Annotated in this window: 20 protein-coding genes; 18 read left to right on the top strand and 2 right to left on the bottom strand. The window is 45.0% G+C overall.

Annotated elements, in window-relative coordinates:
- Positions 1-17: 17 nt before the first annotated feature.
- Positions 18-1199: a serine hydrolase gene (locus AC04Q4_RS10775; protein WP_476388954.1), complete on the bottom strand. Its 1182-nt coding sequence runs from the start codon at positions 1197-1199 to the stop codon at positions 18-20.
- 18 nt (positions 1200-1217) lie between these two features.
- Entirely contained in the window at positions 1218-2246 is a 1029-nt protein-coding gene (locus AC04Q4_RS10770; protein WP_243251491.1) for an N-acetylmuramoyl-L-alanine amidase, read from the bottom strand.
- A gap of 176 nt (positions 2247-2422) precedes the next feature.
- On the opposite strand from AC04Q4_RS10770, the gene AC04Q4_RS10765 reads away from it, so the two are divergent.
- The 18 genes from AC04Q4_RS10765 to AC04Q4_RS10680 all read left to right on the top strand — a co-directional run bounded on the left by AC04Q4_RS10765 (position 2423) and on the right by AC04Q4_RS10680 (position 20074).
- The gene (locus AC04Q4_RS10765; protein ID WP_173738357.1) at positions 2423-2743 is read left to right on the top strand and encodes a PadR family transcriptional regulator; all 321 of its coding nucleotides are present in this window, start codon (positions 2423-2425) and stop codon (positions 2741-2743) included.
- The gene (locus AC04Q4_RS10760) at positions 2740-3453 is read left to right on the top strand and encodes a DUF1700 domain-containing protein (RefSeq protein ID WP_173738358.1); all 714 of its coding nucleotides are present in this window, start codon (positions 2740-2742) and stop codon (positions 3451-3453) included. The genes AC04Q4_RS10765 and AC04Q4_RS10760 overlap by 4 nt, the downstream gene beginning before the upstream one ends.
- Entirely contained in the window at positions 3446-4456 is a 1011-nt protein-coding gene (locus AC04Q4_RS10755; RefSeq protein WP_173738359.1) for a DUF4097 family beta strand repeat-containing protein, read from the top strand. Before AC04Q4_RS10760 ends, AC04Q4_RS10755 begins: the two co-directional genes overlap by 8 nt.
- 167 nt (positions 4457-4623) lie before the next feature.
- On the top strand, positions 4624-5556 hold the full coding sequence (gene cysK / locus AC04Q4_RS10750) for a cysteine synthase A (protein ID WP_015526291.1): 933 nt from the start codon (positions 4624-4626) through the stop codon (positions 5554-5556).
- Positions 5557-5980: 424 nt separating this feature from the next.
- A complete protein-coding gene (locus AC04Q4_RS10745; RefSeq protein ID WP_021977005.1) occupies positions 5981-6415 on the top strand; it encodes an RrF2 family transcriptional regulator in 435 nt (144 codons plus the stop codon).
- A gap of 155 nt (positions 6416-6570) precedes the next feature.
- Positions 6571-7434 carry a substrate-binding domain-containing protein gene (locus AC04Q4_RS10740; RefSeq protein ID WP_476388953.1) on the top strand — a complete coding sequence of 288 codons (864 nt, stop codon included), beginning with the start codon at positions 6571-6573 and terminating at the stop codon, positions 7432-7434.
- Between the two features lie 123 nt (positions 7435-7557).
- Entirely contained in the window at positions 7558-8415 is an 858-nt protein-coding gene (gene pstC, locus AC04Q4_RS10735) for a phosphate ABC transporter permease subunit PstC (protein ID WP_173738361.1), read from the top strand.
- Positions 8405-9319 (top strand): phosphate ABC transporter permease PstA, encoded by a 915-nt coding sequence (gene pstA / locus AC04Q4_RS10730; protein WP_173738362.1) that lies wholly within the window; start codon positions 8405-8407, stop codon positions 9317-9319. Before pstC ends, pstA begins: the two co-directional genes overlap by 11 nt.
- A 9-nt stretch (positions 9320-9328) precedes the next feature.
- A complete protein-coding gene (gene pstB / locus AC04Q4_RS10725; RefSeq protein WP_119239473.1) occupies positions 9329-10087 on the top strand; it encodes a phosphate ABC transporter ATP-binding protein PstB in 759 nt (252 codons plus the stop codon).
- 4 nt (positions 10088-10091) lie between these two features.
- The gene (phoU, locus tag AC04Q4_RS10720; RefSeq protein ID WP_265190844.1) at positions 10092-10775 is read left to right on the top strand and encodes a phosphate signaling complex protein PhoU; all 684 of its coding nucleotides are present in this window, start codon (positions 10092-10094) and stop codon (positions 10773-10775) included.
- A gap of 34 nt (positions 10776-10809) precedes the next feature.
- Positions 10810-12492 carry a sensor histidine kinase gene (locus AC04Q4_RS10715; protein WP_330594762.1) on the top strand — a complete coding sequence of 561 codons (1683 nt, stop codon included), beginning with the start codon at positions 10810-10812 and terminating at the stop codon, positions 12490-12492.
- Between the two features lie 262 nt (positions 12493-12754).
- Positions 12755-14083 carry a hemolysin family protein gene (locus AC04Q4_RS10710; RefSeq protein ID WP_243873826.1) on the top strand — a complete coding sequence of 443 codons (1329 nt, stop codon included), beginning with the start codon at positions 12755-12757 and terminating at the stop codon, positions 14081-14083.
- Between the two features lie 155 nt (positions 14084-14238).
- Positions 14239-14799, top strand: a complete 561-nt coding sequence (locus AC04Q4_RS10705; RefSeq protein WP_173738365.1) for a TetR/AcrR family transcriptional regulator C-terminal domain-containing protein — start codon at positions 14239-14241, stop codon at positions 14797-14799.
- Between the two features lie 198 nt (positions 14800-14997).
- Positions 14998-15552 carry an HdeD family acid-resistance protein gene (locus AC04Q4_RS10700; RefSeq protein ID WP_173738366.1) on the top strand — a complete coding sequence of 185 codons (555 nt, stop codon included), beginning with the start codon at positions 14998-15000 and terminating at the stop codon, positions 15550-15552.
- A 56-nt stretch (positions 15553-15608) separates the two neighbouring features.
- Positions 15609-16985 (top strand): radical SAM/SPASM domain-containing protein, encoded by a 1377-nt coding sequence (locus AC04Q4_RS10695; RefSeq protein ID WP_173738367.1) that lies wholly within the window; start codon positions 15609-15611, stop codon positions 16983-16985.
- Positions 16986-17192: 207 nt separating this feature from the next.
- A complete protein-coding gene (locus tag AC04Q4_RS10690) occupies positions 17193-18641 on the top strand; it encodes a uracil-xanthine permease family protein (protein WP_118752848.1) in 1449 nt (482 codons plus the stop codon).
- A 517-nt stretch (positions 18642-19158) separates the two neighbouring features.
- On the top strand, positions 19159-19644 hold the full coding sequence (locus tag AC04Q4_RS10685) for a DUF3990 domain-containing protein (RefSeq protein WP_173738368.1): 486 nt from the start codon (positions 19159-19161) through the stop codon (positions 19642-19644).
- Complete coding sequence (locus tag AC04Q4_RS10680; protein WP_173738369.1) at positions 19625-20074, top strand: hypothetical protein; 450 nt, start codon at positions 19625-19627, stop codon at positions 20072-20074. The genes AC04Q4_RS10685 and AC04Q4_RS10680 overlap by 20 nt, the downstream gene beginning before the upstream one ends.
- Positions 20075-20142: the final 68 nt, after the last annotated feature.

Raw genomic sequence — 20142 nt, 5'->3', positions numbered from 1 at the left:
TTTATGGGAAATATTATTTATTCGTTATAGTAACCGTAGATCGCGCGGCTGTCCTCGGCAATGGTACTCTGTGCAGCAGAGGTATCTTTGACATCCTGTGACATAAAGCAGATGACCAGATCAATTCCCTTGGCTGTGTCGTAGATAATACCAGCGTCATTCTCTACTGTGTCAAGCTCGCCGGTCTTATTGGCAACCTTTACGCCATCCGGCATCTGTGCAGGAATCTTGTTCTGTCTTGTCTGCATTTTGAGAAGATGGTACATGTATTCTGCACCTGCAAGGGTATCCTCAGTGGAAGTGCCTTTATCCTGCTGATAAACGGTCTTGAGAAATTTTCCGCAGTCTTTGACAGAAGTGTAATTATCTCCATTGGAGTTATCTGCAAGAAGGAGACGGCCCATGGAAGTACTGGTGTATCCGTGATCCTGACAGAACTTATTTACACGTGCCATTCCGGCTGCATCGTCGCCGCTTCCCAGATAATTCACAAGAGTATTGGCTGCATCGTTGTCGCTGACTGTGATCATGGAATTCAGATTGTTATCCAGACTGTCTTTTCCGTATGAGGCAGAAAGCTTGTCATAGTCTTCATATACAGCACCCATGATATAGAGCTTGATCAGGCTGGCTGCCTGCATCTGCTGGTTATTGATGGCACCTTCGGTATTTTTTGCAAGGTTGCATACATATACAGACCAGGTTCCGTTATCTGTTGGAAGAAGAGCCTGCACCTGATTCAATACATTGTCCATGCTGGAATCAGAATTATCGGTAAAAGTACTGCTTCCGCTGGAAGGGGAAAGAGTGCCTTCTTCCTGAGTTGCAGATGAGCTGTCTTTACTGTCTGCTGAAGCGGAATCCTGTGAAACGGAATCAGTGGAATCCTGTGAAGCGGAGTCTGTGGAATTCTGTGTGTCAGAATCAGAAGCATCGGAGGAAGCCTGGGAATCAGTCTGAGCATTTGCAGCGGCACTTGCAACAGTAGGATCATCCGGATAAAGTGCATCCAGCTGATCTGCCTTGCTGCTTAATTCAGCAGCAGAATCAGAAACTTCCTGAACATTTTTCTGCAGTTCATTTACTTTAGACTGGAGAGATGCAAGCTTGTCCAGAGTCCGGACATTTAGTGCACCGAGACCTGCCAGTGCAGTTACCAGCACTGCGATCACAATATACAGAAACGTATTTTTTTTCATATATAAGTAAACTCCTTTTTATTGTTGGAAATAAGCATCTATTCCATTGGCGATTCCCTCGGCCATTGTCTGCTGAAAGGAGGAATCCGCCATCTTCAGATCATCGTTCTGATTGGTCATAAATCCCATTTCCACGATTGTAACCGGTATGGTACTCCAGTTGATCCCTGTCATATTGTCTGTGTAGATAATGCCGCGGTTCTGAAAACCGGTAGCTGCACAGTAGGAATCAATGATGCACCGGGAAAGCCGATTGGAACTATCGTAAAGATCAGAAACATAGGGATTCTGCTGAGACGGGCACATGGTCAGTGCACCGGAAACGCCGGAAGAATCATCGCCGTTGGCATGGATCCGCACGCAGATCTCCGCGCCCTTTGATGCCACCAGTTCTGCACGTTCCTTATTGCTGATCGCAGTATCATTATCTGTTCGTGTCATAACAACCTGATAGCCACGCTGTTCCAGGATATCCCTGAGAAGAAGGGAAACGTTAAGATTCAGCTGATATTCAGGAAGACCGCTGAAGGAACCGCTGGTTCCTGTAGAAGCTTTTGCTTTCATTGTGGAAGAACCAGGTCCGTTGGGTTCCGTGGCACTCATGTCAACGCTTTCGCTCTGGTGTCCCGGATCAATGCCTACGATATGTCCGTTGGCAGCAGATGTGGAAGCAACGTCTGCATCGTCAGAGGCCTCTTTGCTGTCAACCTGGCTGAAAACAGAAGGTTTGGCAGTGGTTTGCGTATTCTCTGCTTCCGGTGCACGTTCATGTTCTCCGGTGTTGCTTTTGGCAGCTTTCTCTGTCTGAGATCTATGCTGCAGGTATTTGTCGGTTGCCTGTTTTTTTTCGATCTTTGCTGTATAAAGTTCAATGTCTTCTTTCAGGGCTGTCTGCTTTTGTTTAACCGGCTTGATTACAGATGCCATTTTCTGGTCAACAGCATCGATCTTCTGGTAAGTCTTGTAACTGAGGCCAAAAAGCAGTCCAATACAGATAAGACCCGTCAAAAACAGGACGATCGCCATCAGATGGGGCTTTTTTTCCATAAGCTCATGTCCTTTCTGGGTGGGTATTTTGTATTTGTAAATATTATAAAGAAGGAGTCTGGAAAAAGCAATTGCGAAATTGTGCTTGACAACAGGAAAAAGTGTGGTACTATATATATAAAATAATTATATATAAAAATTTTATATATAAAATAATTACATAAAGAGGTGTGCCTATGTATTATTATCCGGTGTCTGCAGTGCTGACGGAATGCCTGATCCTTTCTGTTGTAGAGCAGCAGGATTCTTACGGATATGAGATCAGCCAGACAGTGAAGATGGTAGCTTCTATCAAAGAATCCACATTGTATCCGATCCTTCGCAGACTGGAGACGGACGGTTATCTGACAACTTATTCAGAGGAATTTCAGGGACGGAAACGTAAATATTATTCCATCACAGAAGAAGGACGGAAGCAGCTGGAATATTTGAGGAAAGAGTGGAGAGAATACCGCGATACTATAGACGATATTGTGGAAGGGAGACTTCGAAAATGACAAGAAAAGAGTATATGGAGCAGCTGAAGAAATATCTGAAGCGGCTTCCAAAAGAAGATTATGACAATGCCATTGAGTATTTTTCAGAATACTTTGATGAGGCTGGACCTGAGAATGAACAGCAGGTTATGGAAGAACTGGGACAACCTAAAGAGGCGGCAAGGGAACTGCTCCTGAACCTTTTGCAGGAGAGTGTCGGTGACAGTAAGGACATCACCGGGGAAAAAACAGCAGCTTTGCCGGCAGCAGGTTCATATTCCGGAGAGAGCTCCCATGCACATGGGCGGACAGATTCAGGAAACCTGAGTACAACAGGGTACAGTACATCTGCAGGAAAGAAGCGTTCTCCCGGAAAGATCATTCTTCTCGCATTTCTGGTGATCTGTGCATCGCCGGTGAGTATTGCGCTGTTGTTTGCAGGCCTTGCAGTACTGGCAGCAGTGGTGCTTGTCATCGCAGCAGTGATTTTTTCCATGGCAGTTACAGGTGTATCAGCAATAGCCGGAGGTATTGTGCTTACAGGTTTTGGAGTGACATTGATCGCGAAATCTCTGGCAGCAGCCTGCATGATGGTCGGCAGTGGATTTCTGATGGCAGGTGCGGGAATCCTCGTTGGAGTACTTACCATATATATATGTAAATGGTGTGCAATGGGAATTGGCCGTCTGGTTAACAGACTTGCAAGAAAGAAGGTGCATAAAAATGAATAAGATTGCAAAAACAGTGCTGATGACAGGCACAGCACTCTGTGCAGCGGGAGTTGTTCTTTCCACAGCAGGATATTTTGCAGGGGGAAAAGATTTCACATATACTTCAGATCATATGTATGTATCCGGAGGAAATTCTTCCAGTCGTAAAAATCTTACAGTAATGAAAAAAGAACAGATCGATGATTTTACGAAGCTGAATGTGGATTTTGAGAATTTTGATCTGGATATCCGTACCTCAGATGATGACCATTATTATATGGAATATAAGCTTGAGAAAAACGGGAGGAAAAATCCTCTGACCTGGAAGGATAAGGATGGAGAGCTCACACTTGAGGAGTCTGCAGGCGGCAGTGGAAGCTATTATATAACCTATGATCTGGGGATATTCTCGACATATGCGGATCTGACAGAAAAGAAAGATGCATTGAATACGGTTATTCTTTACATTCCGGAGAAGGCACAGCTTTCCGAAGCGGAGCTTCAGCTTTCCGACGGGGATCTTACTGCCGATCAGCTTTTGTGTAAAGAAATGACCCTGGAACTTCTCAATGGAGATCTGATGCTGGATAAGGGCGAGTTCGAAAAATTTGATGCAAAGCTTTCCGACGGGGATCTGAATGTAAAAGAGCTTCAATGTACAGATAACATGCAGCTGAAATCCGGAAACGGAGATGTGACCATAAAAAAGGCAGAGCTTGCAGATGGACAGATAGCTCTCAGCGACGGAGATCTTCAGATAGACAACGGCAGCTTTAACGGAGATATGAAGATCAATAGCTCCTGCGGTGATGTTTCTGTAGAAATGAAAAACGGCAGTGTGGAGAAAACCAATATTTATCTGAAAGCTGCAGATGGAGATGTGGATACGGAGGGGCTTTCCAGGGGAAAATCCGACAATGAGGAAGACACCTCTGTTTATGAGAACAAGGCCAGTGCTTCAGCACCGACTTTAAATGTGAAATGCAGCGACGGAGATATTACATTAACAGAATCTGAAAAATAAAAAATATGAAGCGCAGGGGTTTTTCCGGAGAAAAATTCCTGCGTTTTTTGGCTGAAATGTATTGACAAATCCCTGTACTATGATATAATTCAATCAAATCACAGAAAACATATATAGTTACTAGGAAATAAGAAAATGGACATAAAGGAAACAAGGAGGATATCATCATGGGTAAAATTTACGGAAGCGCACTGGAACTGATCGGAAACACACCGCTTGTAGAGGTTAAGAATGTAGAGAAGTCTGAGGGACTTGAGGCTACAGTACTTGCCAAGCTCGAGTATTTCAACCCGGCAGGAAGCGTTAAGGACAGAATCGGCAAGGCAATGATCGAGGATGCAGAGCAGAAGGGCGTTCTGAAACCAGGCGCAACCATTATTGAGCCAACATCCGGCAATACAGGAATCGGACTTGCAGCCATTGCAGCTGCCAAGGGTTATAAGACGATCCTTACCATGCCGGAGACCATGAGTGTTGAGAGAAGAAACATCCTGAAAGCATATGGTGCAGAGGTAGTTCTCACAGACGGAGCCAAAGGAATGAAAGGGGCCATTGCCAAGGCAGAAGAGCTCGCCAAGGAGATTCCGGGAAGCTTCATCCCAGGACAGTTTGAGAACCCGGCTAACCCGAAGGCACATGCAGCAACAACAGGCCCTGAGATCTGGAATGACACAGACGGAAAGGTAGATATTTTTGTAGCAGGTGTTGGTACAGGCGGAACGATCACAGGTACAGGTGAGTATCTGAAGAGCCAGAACCCGAATGTGAAGGTAGTTGCTGTTGAGCCTGCAACTTCTCCTGTACTTTCCGAGGGAAAAGCAGGCCCGCATAAGATCCAGGGTATCGGCGCTGGTTTTGTTCCGGATACACTTGACACCAAGGTTTATGACGAGATCATTCCGGTAGAGAACGAGGATGCATTTGAGACATCCAAACTCCTTACCAAGAAAGAGGGAATCCTTACAGGTATTTCCTCCGGTGCAGCTCTCTATGCTGCGATCCAGCTTGCAAAACGCCCTGAGAACAAGGGGAAAGTGATCGTAGCACTTCTTCCGGACAGTGGAGACCGTTACTACTCCACACCACTGTTTACAAAATAATCGATCCGAAGACCGCTTCTTTTGCCCCGAAGCGTGATTCTGCGGGATTATTTACGGCGCTCCTGAATGCCTGTCCAAGCAGGCTGCCGGAGCGCCGGTTTTATTCTTATTTTTCACTGGATCAAGTAAGTCCCCTGTGGAGCTGCGAAAAACAATAAGCCGTGGGTGGGGACTTGCTTGTATCCTGTAGCTTTTTAGGGTATAATAGAGAAAACGAATAAAACCTATTAACAATATAAAGAATAAAGTCTGCAAAGCAGACACTGCTTCTTGTGTAAGATACAGGAAGCTGTTTGTGCATCACAGAGAAGGGTGCCGGTCATGGAATACAGAGGAATATTTCCGGCCGAACAGCTGCACAATAACAGAAAGAGCGAAAGGCTATAAATCAGAAGAATACTGAAATATTGGAGGTAAATATTACATGAGGATTTCTACAAGAGGAAGATATGCGCTGAGACTGATGTTGGATCTTGCTACAAATTATACAGGAAAACCGATCCGCCTGAAGGATGTGGCGAAGCGCCAGGAGATCTCAGATAAATATCTGGAGCAGATCATATCCATTCTGAACAAAGCAGGCTTTGTCCGCAGTGTCCGTGGCCCTCAGGGCGGCTATGCACTGCAGCAGACCCCGGATAAATACACGGTCGGAATGATCCTTCGTCTCACAGAAGGAAGCCTTTCCCCTGTGGAATGTCTGGACGACAACGGAGCCTTCTGTGAACGTGAGGAGAACTGTGTCACTCAGATCCTCTGGAAAAAGCTGGACGATGCTATCAAAGGTGTGGTGGATCATATAACACTGGAAGACCTGATGAACTGGCAATCTGTCAAGGCAGACGAATACATCATATAAAAAAAGCTGCGCGAGCAGCTTTTTTTTATATCACGTTTTTTAACCAACATTTTACAAAACCGCGATTTTATATTTTACCTTTCATTCCTATAATAACACCTGTACTTAAGCAGTAAGCAAGTAAGAATGATCATAGAAATGAGGAGAAAACAATCATGAAAAAAAGAATCGCAGGTATCTTAACAGCAGCACTTATCGGAACTACAGTAATGGGAACAGTTGTAATGGCAGCACCATCCGGAGCGATCGACGTAATTTCCCGTGAGGATGGATCCGGAACACGTGGAGCATTCGTAGAGCTGTTTGGAATCGAAGAAGAAAAAGACGGCGAGAAAGTAGATATGACAACACAGGAAGCAAGCATCACAAACAACACAGATGTAATGCTTACCACAGTAGCAGGCGATGAGAACTCCATCGGATACGTATCCCTTGGTTCCCTCAACGATACTGTAAAAGCAGTAAAGATCGATGGAGCAGAGGCAACAGCAGAGAATGTTGCAGACGATACATACAAGGTAGCACGTCCGTTCAACATCGTAACAGGCGACAAGCTCAGCGATGCAGCACAGGATTTCATCAACTACATCATGAGCTCTGACGGACAGGACATCATCGAAAAGAAAGGCTACATCAAAGTAGATGATAAAGCAGAGGCATATAAAGCAGGCGATGCAAAAGGTAAAGTCGTAGTTATGGGATCTTCTTCTGTAGGACCTGTAATGGAGAAGCTTGCAGAGGCATATCAGAAAACAAACAAAGACATCACAGTAGAGGTTCAGGTCAGCGACTCCACAACAGGAATCAACAGCGCAACAGAGGGTGTATGTGATATCGGAATGGCATCCCGTGACCTGAAGGACGAGGAAACAGAGAAAGGTGTTAAGGCTACAGAGATCGCAAAAGATGGTATTGCAGTCATCGTAAACAATGACAATGACCTTGAGGAGCTTTCAAGTGACCAGGTAAAATCCATCTTCACAGGTGATATCACAGACTGGGAAGACGTAACCAAATAAATTCCCGGGCAAAAAACGATTGAAGTATCTTACAAAGAGCGGCGATCATGACAAGGTCAGGAAAGCCGCTCCGTTATATATCAGCACAGTGGATATCCACTGTAACAGAGAGAAAGGTGTCTTATGAATCATTTAGGAGAAAAGGCCATGAAGGGCGTTTTCCTCATTGCAGCCTGTGCATCCGTACTCGCAGTATTTCTTATCTGCGTGTTCCTTTTTGCAAACGGTCTTCCTGCAATGGGAAAAATCGGTCCCTTAAAATTCCTCTTCGGAACGGAATGGAGACCAACAAACGATAAATTCGGAATCCTGCCAATGATCGTGGCAAGTATTTATGTAACTGCAGGAGCAATCCTTATCGGAGTACCGATCGCACTTTTTACATCCGTGTTCATGGCAAGATATTGTCCGAAAAAAATCTATAAACCACTGAAATCCGGTATTGAGCTTATGGCAGGCGTTCCATCCATCGTATATGGCTATTTTGGTCTGGTTCTCCTGGTACCGCTGATCCGTCAGCTGTTCGGAGGAACCGGAAGCAGTATGCTGGCAGCATGTATCCTTCTGGGAATCATGATCCTTCCAACGATCATCGGAGTTACGGAATCGGCAGTACGAAGCGTTCCGGAAAGCTACTATGAAGGCTCACTTGCACTTGGCGCAACAAAAGAAAGAAGCATTTTCTTTGTTATGCTTCCAGCAGCAAAATCCGGAATCCTGGCAGGCGTTGTCCTTGGAATCGGACGTGCCATCGGTGAGACCATGGCCGTGATCATGGTAGCCGGAAACCAGCCACGTATGCCGAAGGGACTTCTTCAGGGTGTACGTACCATGACTGCAAACATCGTAACAGAGATGGGATATGCATCAGGACTTCACAGAGAAGCATTGATCGCAACAGGAGTTGTACTCTTTGTATTTATCCTGATCATCAACTTAAGTCTTTCACTGCTGAACAGGAGGGCGGAGAATGCAAACTAATGTATCAGTAACCGCAGATCCTGCGGCAGAAACAACAATGAAAAAAAGAAATACACTTACCATAGGAGACCAGCTGAAGTCCTATGCGAAACATCCCGGCGCAGGAGTCCTGGCATTCCTCACACTGCTTGGAGCAGTGACTACTTTTGCACTGCTGTTCTTTCTCATTGGCTATGTGCTTGTAAAAGGTATTCCCTATCTGAACGCAAGTCTGTTCAGCTTTACCTATACTTCAGAGAACGTTTCCCTTCTCCCGTCACTGATCAATACCCTGATCATGACACTGGTATCTCTGGTGATTGCCGCTCCGGTAGGAATCTTTGCAGCGATCTTCCTTGTGGAATATGCAAAAAAAGGCAGCCGTTTTGTAAAGCTGATCCGTATTACCGCAGAGACACTTTCCGGTATTCCATCTATCGTATATGGTCTGTTCGGTATGCTGTTCTTTGTAACTGCACTGCACTGGGGTATGTCTCTTCTTTCCGGTGCGCTGACTATGGTGATCATGGTACTTCCTCTGATCATGCGTACCGCTGAGGAAGCACTGAAATCTGTTCCGGATTCTTACCGTGAGGCAAGCTTCGGACTTGGAGCAGGCAAGCTCCGTACTATTTTTACGATTGTACTTCCCTCCGCAGTTCCTGGAATCCTGGCAGGTGTGATCCTGGCCATCGGACGTGTGGTAGGTGAGACTGCAGCACTTCTTTATACCTCCGGTACTGTTGCGGCAGTTCCAAACAGCCTGATGGGTTCCGGACGTACCCTGGCACTTCACATGTATGTGCTTTCCAGTGAGGGACTTCATGTAAACCAGGCATCTGCAACAGCAGTAGTCATTCTGGCATTTGTACTTGTTATTAACGGACTGTCCGGTTTGGTAGCCAGAAAAATTGCGAAAGGATAATGATCGATCATGAGTGAAAATACAAAAATTTCAATTGATAATATGAATCTTCATTATGGAAGCTTTCATGCCCTGAAGGGAATCAATATGGAGATCCCGGAAAAAGAGATCACAGCATTTATCGGACCAAGCGGCTGCGGCAAATCCACACTTCTGAAATCCTTAAACCGTATGAATGACCTTGTGGAAGGCTGTACCATCACAGGAAAGGTAGAGCTTGACGGGGAAGATATTTACGGAGATATGGATGTGAATCTTCTGCGTAAACGTGTGGGTATGGTATTCCAGAAGCCCAATCCGTTCCCGATGAGCATCTATGATAATATTGCATATGGTCCGAGAACACACGGCATTCGTTCCAAGGCAAAGCTGGACGATATCGTGGAAAAATCTCTCCGTGATGCGGCCATCTGGGATGAGGTCAAGGACCGTCTGAAAAAAAGTGCTCTTGGAATGTCAGGCGGACAGCAGCAGCGTCTCTGCATTGCCCGCGCCCTTGCTGTACAGCCGGAGGTGCTCCTTATGGATGAGCCCACATCTGCCCTGGACCCGATCTCCACTTCCAAGATCGAGGATCTGGCAGTAGAGCTTAAAAAGGATTACACCATTGTCATGGTCACACATAACATGCAGCAGGCAACCCGTATCTCCGACAAGACAGCATTTTTCCTTCTTGGTGAGGTTGTGGAATTTGCGGATACAGACAAGCTGTTCTCCATGCCGGCAGATAAGCGTACAGAGGATTATATTACAGGAAGGTTTGGTTGATATTATGTCAGAACGTTTTGTAAGACAGCTGGAAGAGCTTCACGTGGAACTGATCACCATGGGAAGTCTCTGCGAAAAAGCAATTTCACTTTCTGCCAAAGCTATTCAGGGCGAAGGCGGGATGACTCTCATTGGCAAGATTTTTGAAACGGAAAAAGAGATCGATGCACAGGAAAGAGAGATCGAAAATCTCTGCATGAAGCTTCTTCTTCATGAGCATCCGGTAGCCGGAGATCTGCGATCCATTTCCGCAGCGCTGAAGATGATCTCCGATATGGAACGCATCGGTGACCAGGCAGCAGATATTGCGGATCTTTCCGAGCATATCGAGGACAAAGCAGTTACCGGAGATATCATTAATATCCGGAAGATGGCAGAGGATACTGTCCGGATGGTTACAGAAAGCATCGATGCCTTTGTAAAGGGTGATCTTGAGCTTTGCAGAAAGGTTATTGACGATGATGATAAGGTGGACGATGCCTTCAATGATATCAAGGAAAAGCTGGCCGAGGTTTTGAATAACGGAAAGCCGGATGCAAGTATCGGTCTGGATATCCTTATGGCTGCAAAATATTTCGAGCGTATCGGTGATCACGCTGTGAATATTGCAGAGTGGGTGGAATATTCCATCACAGGAAACCACAGAAGCGGTTCCAGCCATACAGATAACTATTTTGTTGAGGAATAGAAATAAGTAAGAGCAGATTGGAAAGGGCTGAGCTTTGAGTAAAAAAATATTCAAGTATATCATGCTGGTTTCATCACTGATCACAGTACTGGGACTGGCATTTGTCGTTGGGATCCTTTATCACTATTTTCAGGGACAGCTGATGGATGAACTGAAGAAAGAAGCCGTGTATATTTCCAGAGGTGTGGAAAGTGCAGGGGTGGATTATCTGCAGCAGCTGAATGATGAGGATTCCAGGATCACTTATGTGGATGAAAGTGGAAAAGTTATCTACGACAATGAGGCAAATGTGGAAAGCATGGATAATCACGGACATCGCAAGGAGATCCGTGAAGCAGAGATCAACGGAGAAGGTGCGGATGAAAGAATGTCATCCACGCTTTCCGAAAAAACAATGTATTATGCAGTACGCCTTGAAAATGGCAATGTGCTGAGAGTTTCCAGTAACCAGGCTTCTGTATGGATGTTGCTCCTGCAGCTGCTTCCGCCTTTTGCTGCAGTTCTGATACTTATGCTGCTCCTGTCTGGCGTATTTGCATCCAGGCTTTCCGGGAAGGTTGTGGAACCTCTTAATGGGCTTGATCTGGAGCATCCGGATGAGAATGATGCCTATGATGAGGTACAGCCGCTTCTCAGCAAGATTGGCAGACAGAGCCGGCAGATCCGTCTGCAGCTTGAGGCAGCCAGAAGACAGCAGAAAGAATTTTCTATTATCACGGAGAACATGCAGGAGGGACTTCTTGTGATCGACCGTTATACCATGGTACTTTCTGTTAACTCCAGTGTGGGAAAGCTTCTTAAGGTAAAGGAGATCAAAACAGGAGAAAGTGTATATCTTCTGAACCGCTCGGAGGAGTTTCGAGGTGTCGTTGGGCAGGTCCTTGAAGGAAAGCATGAGAACAAGATCCTTCGTCTGGATGGCAGTGAGATTCAGGTGATCGCCAATCCAGTCACAAGAGAAAACAAAACAGAGGGTGCGGTGATCCTTCTGGTGGATGTGACCGAAAAAGTAGAAAGGGAACAGCTGCGAAGAGAATTTTCCGCCAATGTTTCCCATGAACTGAAAACGCCGCTGACTTCCATTTCCGGATTTGCTGAGATTATGCAGGACGGGTTTGTGAAGGATGAGGATGTGAAGGTTTTTGCAGGACGCATCTATAAGGAAGCGCAGAGACTGATCCGTCTGGTTGGGGATGTGATCCGGATTTCCCGTTTGGATGAAGGCGGATTGCCGTATCAGTGGGAAAAACTGGATCTTTACAGTCTGACTCATGATATTTTTTCTACCTTACATGAAGCTGCCGAAAAGCAGGAAGTGCACATGTATATGGAAGGTGGAAGTACAGTGCTGGATACGGTACCGATGATCATGGAAGAGGTTCTCTATAATGTCTGCGATAATGCTGTCAAATATAACCGCCGGGGTGGAGAGGTCTTTGTGAGACTGAAGGATGGCGAGGATGCAGTTCGCGTGAATGTGCGGGATACAGGGATCGGTATTCCGAAGGAAGATCAGGAACGCATTTTTGAACGCTTTTATCGGGTGGACAAAAGCCATTCCAGGGAAATCGGCGGAACCGGTCTTGGCCTTTCCATTGTGAAGCACGGGGTAAAAACTCTGAACGGCAGGCTGTGGCTTAACAGTGAACCGGGACAGGGAACAGAGATCATTATGGAATTTCCGAAACATCATATGGAAAAGGAAGCAGCAGAGTGAACATAGGTCGTGCAGCGATGATGTTCATAGGCATGCAGCAGAGTGGAAGATGAAAGGCCGTTCTGTTGTATGTATCTGCTGCTTTTTGTATTATAGTATATTGCTGGTTGGAAGCGGATGGTTTGACAGACCGGAAGGGTTATGCTATCTTATGTAATAATAATCAGAATAAGCAACAGGAAAGCGGATGATAACGGTCCGCTTTCTGTATTATAATTGGTTCGGAATAATTCCGAACGACTATACTGAGGGGAATAAAAATATGATACAGGCAATTATTTTACTGGTATTCCTGATCTTTCTGAACTCTGTTTTCGCAGGTGCGGAAATGGCGATTCTGTCCATGAATGAAGCAAAGATGAGGGAGCTGGCGGAAGAGGGAGATCACCGGGCACAGATTTTGATAGAGTTCACAGAACAGCCGGCACATTTTATGACAGCGATCCGTGTAACGGTAACTACGGCAGGATTTCTGCAGAGCGCTTTTGCGGCAGAATATTTTGCACAGCCGATGACAGAGGCACTGATAAAGACAGGGATAGATGTACCACAGAATGTTCTGAAGATCGTATGCATGATCATTGTGACCATACTGCTTTCCTATGTAAGTCTTCTGTTCGGAGAACTGGTGCCAAGACGTCTGGGAATGAAAAATCCGGATGAGCTGTCTCTGCGTCTGGCAGGACTTCTTAAGATCGCGATGATCGCAGTCTGGCCGGCTACTGCACTTCTGACAGTAACTGCCAATGGTGTGCTGTATCTGATGGGGATCAAACCGGAAGAAAAAGAGGAGCAGGCCACAGAGGAAGAGATCCGTATGCTGCTTACAGAGGGAAATGAACAGGGCAGCATCCAGCAGGAAGAAAGCGAGATGATCCAGAATGTTTTTGACCTGGATGATACTGCGGCAGATGAGATCTGTACACACAGAAGAGATGTGGTTGTCCTCTATATGGAGGATTCAGATGAGGAATGGGAAAGGATCATCAGGGAAAACCGTCACACCTTTTATCCGGTATGTGGGGAAGATCAGGATGATATTATCCATATTTTGGATACCAGAGATTATTTCCGTCTGAATGACAGAACCAGAGCTGCTGTTTTGCATCATGCCTGTTATCCGCCGTTTTTTGTACCGGAATCCATGCGTGCCAACCTGATCTTCCGGGAAATGAGGGAGAAACGTGATTATTTTGCAGTAGTGCTGGATGAATATGGCTGCTTTGTAGGAATCGTCACCCTGCATGATCTGGTGGAGACACTGGTGGGAGACATTGACGACAGGACGGATCTGCCGAAGCCGGATGATATTGAGAAGACAGGAGAACATATCTGGAAAATACAGGGGGGAGCGATCCTGGATGATGTGGCAGAAGCTATAAATGTGGAGCTTCCTGTAGAAAAATATGATACCTTCAGCGGCTTTGTCTGTGGAGTTCTGGAACGTGTACCGGAGGATGGAGAACAGTTCCGATGCAGCTGGAAAAATCTGGATATTGTGGTAAATCAGGTCAGAAACCATACAGTTGTGGAGGGAATCGTTCATGTTCAGCCAGAGAAAAAAGTGCAGGAACAGAAAGAAGAGATCTGACAAAACCTTGTTCAGCCAGGTCAGGGGACAGTTATCGAGAGAAAGATCTCCGGGGATTTATCGACATTTTCGAACATGTTGTTGCTTGAAAGTATGTTATTTTTATGACATAATAAGGAAATAACCCGAGGGAAGCTTGTGATGGGGGAGAGGAAATGCCAGGTTTTACAAGACAGATCATACTGCATACACTGACGGAACTTATGAACGAAAAACCATTGTCCAAGATTACGGTAAAGGACATCGTGGAACGCTGTGGAGTAAACAGGAATACATTTTACTACCATTTCAGGGATATTCCGGATGCAGTGGAAGCAATGGTAAGGGAAGAGCTGAATGACATTCTGAAGGATCAGAAAGCACCGGAATCAGTCAGCGACTGTATGAGAATCCTTGTCAATGCAGTTCAGAAGAACAAAAAAGCCATGATACATCTGTACCGCTCGATCCAGAGGGATGTATTTGCCGATTATCTGGATCATGCCGCAGAGCGTGTGGTGGAGGGGCTGATCAACAGGGCGGTCGGAGACTTTGAAATGGATCAGGAGGATAGGCATCTTATAAGCCGGTATTATAAATGCGTATTTGTGGGAGTGATCCTGGACTGGCTGCGTCATGATATGGATTATGATATCCTGTCAGATATGCATAAGCTGGAGCATATTTACGAGAAGAGCCTTGAGAGTCAGTACAAAAATCTGAAAGGAAAGCTATGATTTCGACTAAATGAAGATTAAAAATATCCATTTAGCTGTAGAACGGGAATGTTCTCAAATATTAAGATATAGAAACGGTTAATTTTGAGCTGGTGTCTGAAATTTAGGCACTGGCTCTTTTTTGTCTGTTTTTTTAAACGACACGGTGATGTATAATTCAGTACAATAAATGAGAAAAAATTATCAAGGAGGGAACGTATGGATGACCTGAAACAGCTGAAGCTTGTAAAAAACATCTACATCGTCATGTCATTACTGTTCTGCGTGCTGGGTATTTTTCTGATGGCGAAGCCCAAAAGCTCTGTAAAAATGCTGTGCGTGCTCATGGGAATCATGCTGATCCTGTACGGAGCTATTAAGATCAGCGGATATTTCACAAGAGATGCTTTTTGTCTGGCATTTCAGTTTGATCTGGCTTTCGGGATCCTGCTGATGGCAGTGGGAGTGATCATGATAGCCAGAAAAAAATTCGCAGTGGATCTTATTTTTTCAGTGTTTGGAATCCTAATCCTGGCAGATGCCCTGTTTAAGATCCAGATGTCTGTAGATGCGAAGAGATTCGGTCTGGTACTGTGGTGGCAGATCCTGCTGATCGCACTGGTTACCGGAGTGATAGGATTTCTGGTTTTTATCAGACCATTTGAAGCAGCAGCCACGATGATGGCACTGGTAGGCTTTTCCATTTTACTGGAAGGGATCCTCAATCTATGGGTCGGAATTCTGACGATCAAGATCATCAAGAGTCGGCTTTAAACATAAACATAAAAATAACCAATCACTTTAGATAATAACATAGGAGGAAATAGAGTATGGGAATCGTAGACAAAGCAAAACAGGCAGCGATCGCAGCTACCGTAACAAAAGCACTGGATTATCTTGAGAAGAATCCGGAGACAAACATACCGAAGATCATGGAAATGGTTGATAAAGTAACACCAGATGGCTGGTATGCAGGACAGAGAAATGCTATCCGTCATTCCATCGAGGCAAAGGATAACTGGTATCAGCTGATCCTTCGTATGTATCAGCTGGATGCAGGTGTACGTCAGACATTTTTCCGTAACTTTATTGTAAATGCCAGTCTTAAGGGAAGCGCAACACAGGAAAAGGTATCAGAAGAGAATGACTGCAATGTACCGTGGGCAATTCTTCTTGACCCTACCAGCGCATGTAACCTTCACTGCACAGGATGCTGGGCAGCTGAGTATGGCCACAAGCTGAACCTGGATCTTGAGACGATTGATTCCATAGTTAAACAGGGTAAAGAACTGGGAACCTATATGTACATCTACACAGGCGGTGAGCCACTGGTCCGCAAAAAAGACCTGATCAGGATCTGCGAGATGAACCCTGACTGCGAGTTCCTTTCCTTCACAAACGGAACTCTTATTGACGAAGAATTCTGTCAGGAAATGCTCCGCGTGAAAAACTTTGTTCCGGCTATCAGCCTTGAGGGAACAGAGGCAACTACAGACGGACGTCGTGGAGATGGTGTATATCAGAAGGTTATGCACGCCATGGAGCTTCTGAAGAGTCACGGACTTCCGTTTGGCGTTTCAACATGCTACACATCCGCAAACGTAGATGCAGTAAGCAGTGAGGAGTATTTCGATCATCTGATCGAGTGCGGAGCTTATTTTGCATGGTTCTTCCACTATATGCCGGTTGGAAATGATGCAGCAGCAGATCTTCTTCCCACACCGGAGCAGAGGATCAAAATGTATGACAGCGTCCGAAAATTCCGTGCCACAAAATCTCTCTTCACTATGGACTTCCAGAACGATGCAGAGTATGTAGGCGGATGTATCGCAGGTGGCCGTCGTTACCTCCATATCAATGCAAACGGAGACGTGGATCCTTGTGTATTCATTCATTTTTCCAATGCGAACATTAAAGAATGTACACTCCTTGATGCACTGAAGAGTCCGATCTTTATGGAGTATCACAAGGGACAGCCGTTCAACAAGAACATGCTTCGTCCTTGTCCGATGCTTGAGAATCCGGAGCTTCTCCGCAAGATGGTTGAGCGTGCAGGAGCGAAATCTACAGATCTTCAGTCTCCGGAAACAGCTGAGCATCTCTGCGCAAAGTGTGATCACTATGCCGAGGTATGGAAGAAACAGGCAGATGAGCTCTGGCGTGAGAGCCAGGCAAAAAAAGCTGCAAAAAAATCAACAACTTGTTAATTAACACTTGATATAGATGTTGGGATACTGTATAATGAACCCGTTTTTCAGGAGTCTGAAATAACAGTTCAGATAAGAGTGTCGAAACAGAAGAGACACGATACGTGTACTGACAGATAACAGGGCGGTTATATTCAGCAGTGGGGTATAACTGCCTTCTTTTTTATGTTATCGTCAGGACATAGGGAAAGAAAGGATGGATTCATTATGGAAAAACAGGAGAAAAACACAGCCAGCCCTTATGAGCTGGACGGACGCCCGCCTCTTAAGGTGGCAATTCCCCTTGGACTGCAGCACGTGCTTGCTATGTTTGTGGGTAACCTTACCCCGCTTCTTATCATCACGGCAGCCTGCGGAATCGAAGCAGGAGGGGATCTTCAGGTTGCATTACTACAGAATGCAATGCTGATCGCAGGAATTGTTACACTTGTACAGGTCTTTACGATTGGACCGGTCGGTGGCAAGCTTCCTATCGTTATGGGAACAAGTTCAGGCTTCATCGGCGTATGTCAGAGTGTTGCCGGAGTCATGGGAAATGGTATCGTTGCCTATGGTTCGATCATGGCAGCCTGCTTTATCGGCGGTCTTTTTGAGACTGTTCTGGGAAGCTTTCTGAAGCCCCTAAGAAAATTTTTCCCATCTGTTGTAACAGGTACGGTTGTACTTTCTATCGGTCTTTCACTGATCGGTGTGGGAATCAGCTCTTTTGGTGGCGGAAGCTCCGCAAAGGATTACGGTTCTCTTGAAAACCTTTTCGTAGGTTTTGTAGTTCTGATCGTGATCATTGTACTGAAACACGGAACAAAAGGCTTCACAAGCTTTTCTTCAATCCTCATCGGTATTATCGTGGGATACATTCTGGTAAGTATCATGGCTATGGTACTTCCAACAACATTTACATATGTAGATGACACAGGTGCTACTGTGGAGGCTACAAAGGCCTGGGTTCTCAACTGGGACAAGGTTGCTCAGGCAAAATGGTTCGCGGTACCGGCACTGATGCCTGTAAAATGGGTATTTGACGCACGTGCGATCGTGCCGATCCTGATCATGTTTATTGTAACTGCAGTTGAAACAGTTGGTGATATCTCCGGAATCACAGAGGGTGGTCTTGGAAGAGAGGCTACAGATAAAGAGCTTTCCGGTGGTGTTATGTGTGACGGACTTGGATCTTCCTTCGCTGCACTGTTCGGTGTGCTTCCGAATACATCCTTCAGCCAGAATGTTGGTCTGGTTGCAATGAATAAGGTCGTGAACCGTTTCTGTATCGCTACAGGAGGAATCTTCCTAATCGCATGCGGACTGTTCCCGAAGCTTGCTGCACTGATCTCCATCATGCCACAGAGTGTTCTGGGCGGTGCTGCTGTTATGATGTTCTCATCTATTGTTGTCAGCGGTATCCAGTTAATTACCAAGTGGCCGATCGGACCGAGAAATGTTACGATCGTTTCCGTAGCACTTGGTCTTGGCTATGGACTTGGCTCCAATACAGCGATCCTGGTGCATCTGCCACAGGCGATCAGCCTGATCTTCGGTGGCTCCGGTATTGTTCCGGCGGCGGTATTTGCTATTATTCTTAATATTGTTCTTCCGAAGGATGAGAAGAGTGAGATTGAGAGAGCTGAGGAGATGCTGGAGAAAGTTAAGAATAAATAAGAAAGTGTAAGAATAAAAAGAGTTTTTTTCTTTTTTTGAGACTGTTGGACTTTATTGGTCTGACGGTCTCTTTTTTTATAATTTTTTATTTTGGGGATAAAGGTTCAGCCTTTTGGAAGGCGGTAATTTGCGAGAAGGGGAAGCACTCGGAGTTGCGAAGGCCGTCTCCCCTTCTCGCGCTCTTCCCCTCCTGGCCACGCCGCTGTTCTGCGTTGTGGAATGTGATTATGTATTGGCGGGATGATGGATTCTACTGTGTTGGATGTGAAGCGTTGTGCCGATCTGTTGGGTGGTGGACGGGAAGGCGGCCCGCTTGTGGGTCTGTTCACTGGGAATTGGATCGGTTAAAAATATGTGACGTAGTTTATCTGGTTATGGTATACTGTGTTATAGGATATGATTTTAAAAGGTGAAAAAAATACTATTGAAAATGCTTAATGAAATAAAAAAATATGGCTTAAGATGAAAGCAAATGATGGATAATAATGTATGAACTGCAAAGTATGGAGGGTGCAAAATGGAGCATGGTAAGGTAGAACTATATCATGGGAGTGGTCAGATTGTTGAATTTCCGGAAATCAGAAAAACCAAGTATACAAAAGATTTTTCATGGGGATTTTATTGCACGAAAAGTTATGAACAGGCCTATCGCTGGGCAGGGCGTAAACATGGTCAGGGAATTGTTAATGTATACTCTTATGTGGAAAATGAAAAACTTAACATAAAAAAATTTGAAAATATGTGCGATGAATGGCTGGATTTTATAGCGGAATGCCGGATTGGAAAAGTGCATGAATTTGATATTGTAGAAGGTCCAATGGCAGATGATACAATCTGGAATTTTGTAAATGATTTCTTGAATCATAATATCAGTCGAAGTGTGTTCTGGGAGTATGCAAAGTTCAAACATCCTACGCATCAGATAAGCTTTCATAGTATTCGTGCTTTGGAATGTCTGGAATATGAAAGGAGTGAATCTGTCAATGACGATACAATGGAATAAAGATGATTTATTTTATGTGTGCACAATGATTGAGTATGTTTCCAGAAAAACGCATAATAAAAGTAAAGATGTTGTAGTTCGAATGTCTGATAAAGCTCTGGCACATCAGCTGAAAGCTGCAGGCATTAATCATTGTCTTTCCTTCGAGCAGGTAGCTGATGAATGGATTGAAGATTATGGGATACCGAATGGGAATTATGATAATATTTCAAAATGCAGATATGAAGTACCGACTGTAACAGCAATAGGACGTGTATATCAGACATTGATATCAGAAGTAGCTTTTTTATATCAGGACATTGTTGAAGCGATAAAAATGGTTTACAGTTCTTTTATCAGCGATGAGATATCTGATTATAATTCCAATGTATATTACAGTAATCCAGACTATATTAGATGTTCTTATGAGGCAGGAAAATTATTGGATTAAGAAAATTATGATGTTGAGCATACACTGGATTTTGAAACAATATTAGAGGATCTGGGAATTCTGTGCAA

This window comes from Blautia sp. HA8986 (assembly GCF_056504635.1).
This window is presented reverse-complemented; position numbering and strand designations above follow the sequence as displayed.

Coding starts and splice junctions, on each gene's coding strand:
- AC04Q4_RS10765 (WP_173738357.1), top strand. CDS start 2,423: ATGTATTATTATCCGGTGTCTGCAGTGCTGACGGAATGCCTGATCCTT.
- pstB (WP_119239473.1), top strand. CDS start 9,329: ATGAGTGAAAATACAAAAATTTCAATTGATAATATGAATCTTCATTAT.
- phoU (WP_265190844.1), top strand. CDS start 10,092: ATGTCAGAACGTTTTGTAAGACAGCTGGAAGAGCTTCACGTGGAACTG.
- AC04Q4_RS10685 (WP_173738368.1), top strand. CDS start 19,159: ATGGAGCATGGTAAGGTAGAACTATATCATGGGAGTGGTCAGATTGTT.
- AC04Q4_RS10775 (WP_476388954.1), bottom strand. CDS start 1,199: ATGAAAAAAAATACGTTTCTGTATATTGTGATCGCAGTGCTGGTAACT.
- AC04Q4_RS10760 (WP_173738358.1), top strand. CDS start 2,740: ATGACAAGAAAAGAGTATATGGAGCAGCTGAAGAAATATCTGAAGCGG.
- AC04Q4_RS10705 (WP_173738365.1), top strand. CDS start 14,239: ATGCCAGGTTTTACAAGACAGATCATACTGCATACACTGACGGAACTT.
- AC04Q4_RS10695 (WP_173738367.1), top strand. CDS start 15,609: ATGGGAATCGTAGACAAAGCAAAACAGGCAGCGATCGCAGCTACCGTA.
- pstC (WP_173738361.1), top strand. CDS start 7,558: ATGAATCATTTAGGAGAAAAGGCCATGAAGGGCGTTTTCCTCATTGCA.
- AC04Q4_RS10680 (WP_173738369.1), top strand. CDS start 19,625: ATGACGATACAATGGAATAAAGATGATTTATTTTATGTGTGCACAATG.
- AC04Q4_RS10690 (WP_118752848.1), top strand. CDS start 17,193: ATGGAAAAACAGGAGAAAAACACAGCCAGCCCTTATGAGCTGGACGGA.
- cysK (WP_015526291.1), top strand. CDS start 4,624: ATGGGTAAAATTTACGGAAGCGCACTGGAACTGATCGGAAACACACCG.
- AC04Q4_RS10755 (WP_173738359.1), top strand. CDS start 3,446: ATGAATAAGATTGCAAAAACAGTGCTGATGACAGGCACAGCACTCTGT.
- AC04Q4_RS10700 (WP_173738366.1), top strand. CDS start 14,998: ATGGATGACCTGAAACAGCTGAAGCTTGTAAAAAACATCTACATCGTC.
- AC04Q4_RS10740 (WP_476388953.1), top strand. CDS start 6,571: ATGAAAAAAAGAATCGCAGGTATCTTAACAGCAGCACTTATCGGAACT.
- AC04Q4_RS10770 (WP_243251491.1), bottom strand. CDS start 2,246: ATGGAAAAAAAGCCCCATCTGATGGCGATCGTCCTGTTTTTGACGGGT.
- AC04Q4_RS10710 (WP_243873826.1), top strand. CDS start 12,755: ATGATACAGGCAATTATTTTACTGGTATTCCTGATCTTTCTGAACTCT.
- AC04Q4_RS10745 (WP_021977005.1), top strand. CDS start 5,981: ATGAGGATTTCTACAAGAGGAAGATATGCGCTGAGACTGATGTTGGAT.
- pstA (WP_173738362.1), top strand. CDS start 8,405: ATGCAAACTAATGTATCAGTAACCGCAGATCCTGCGGCAGAAACAACA.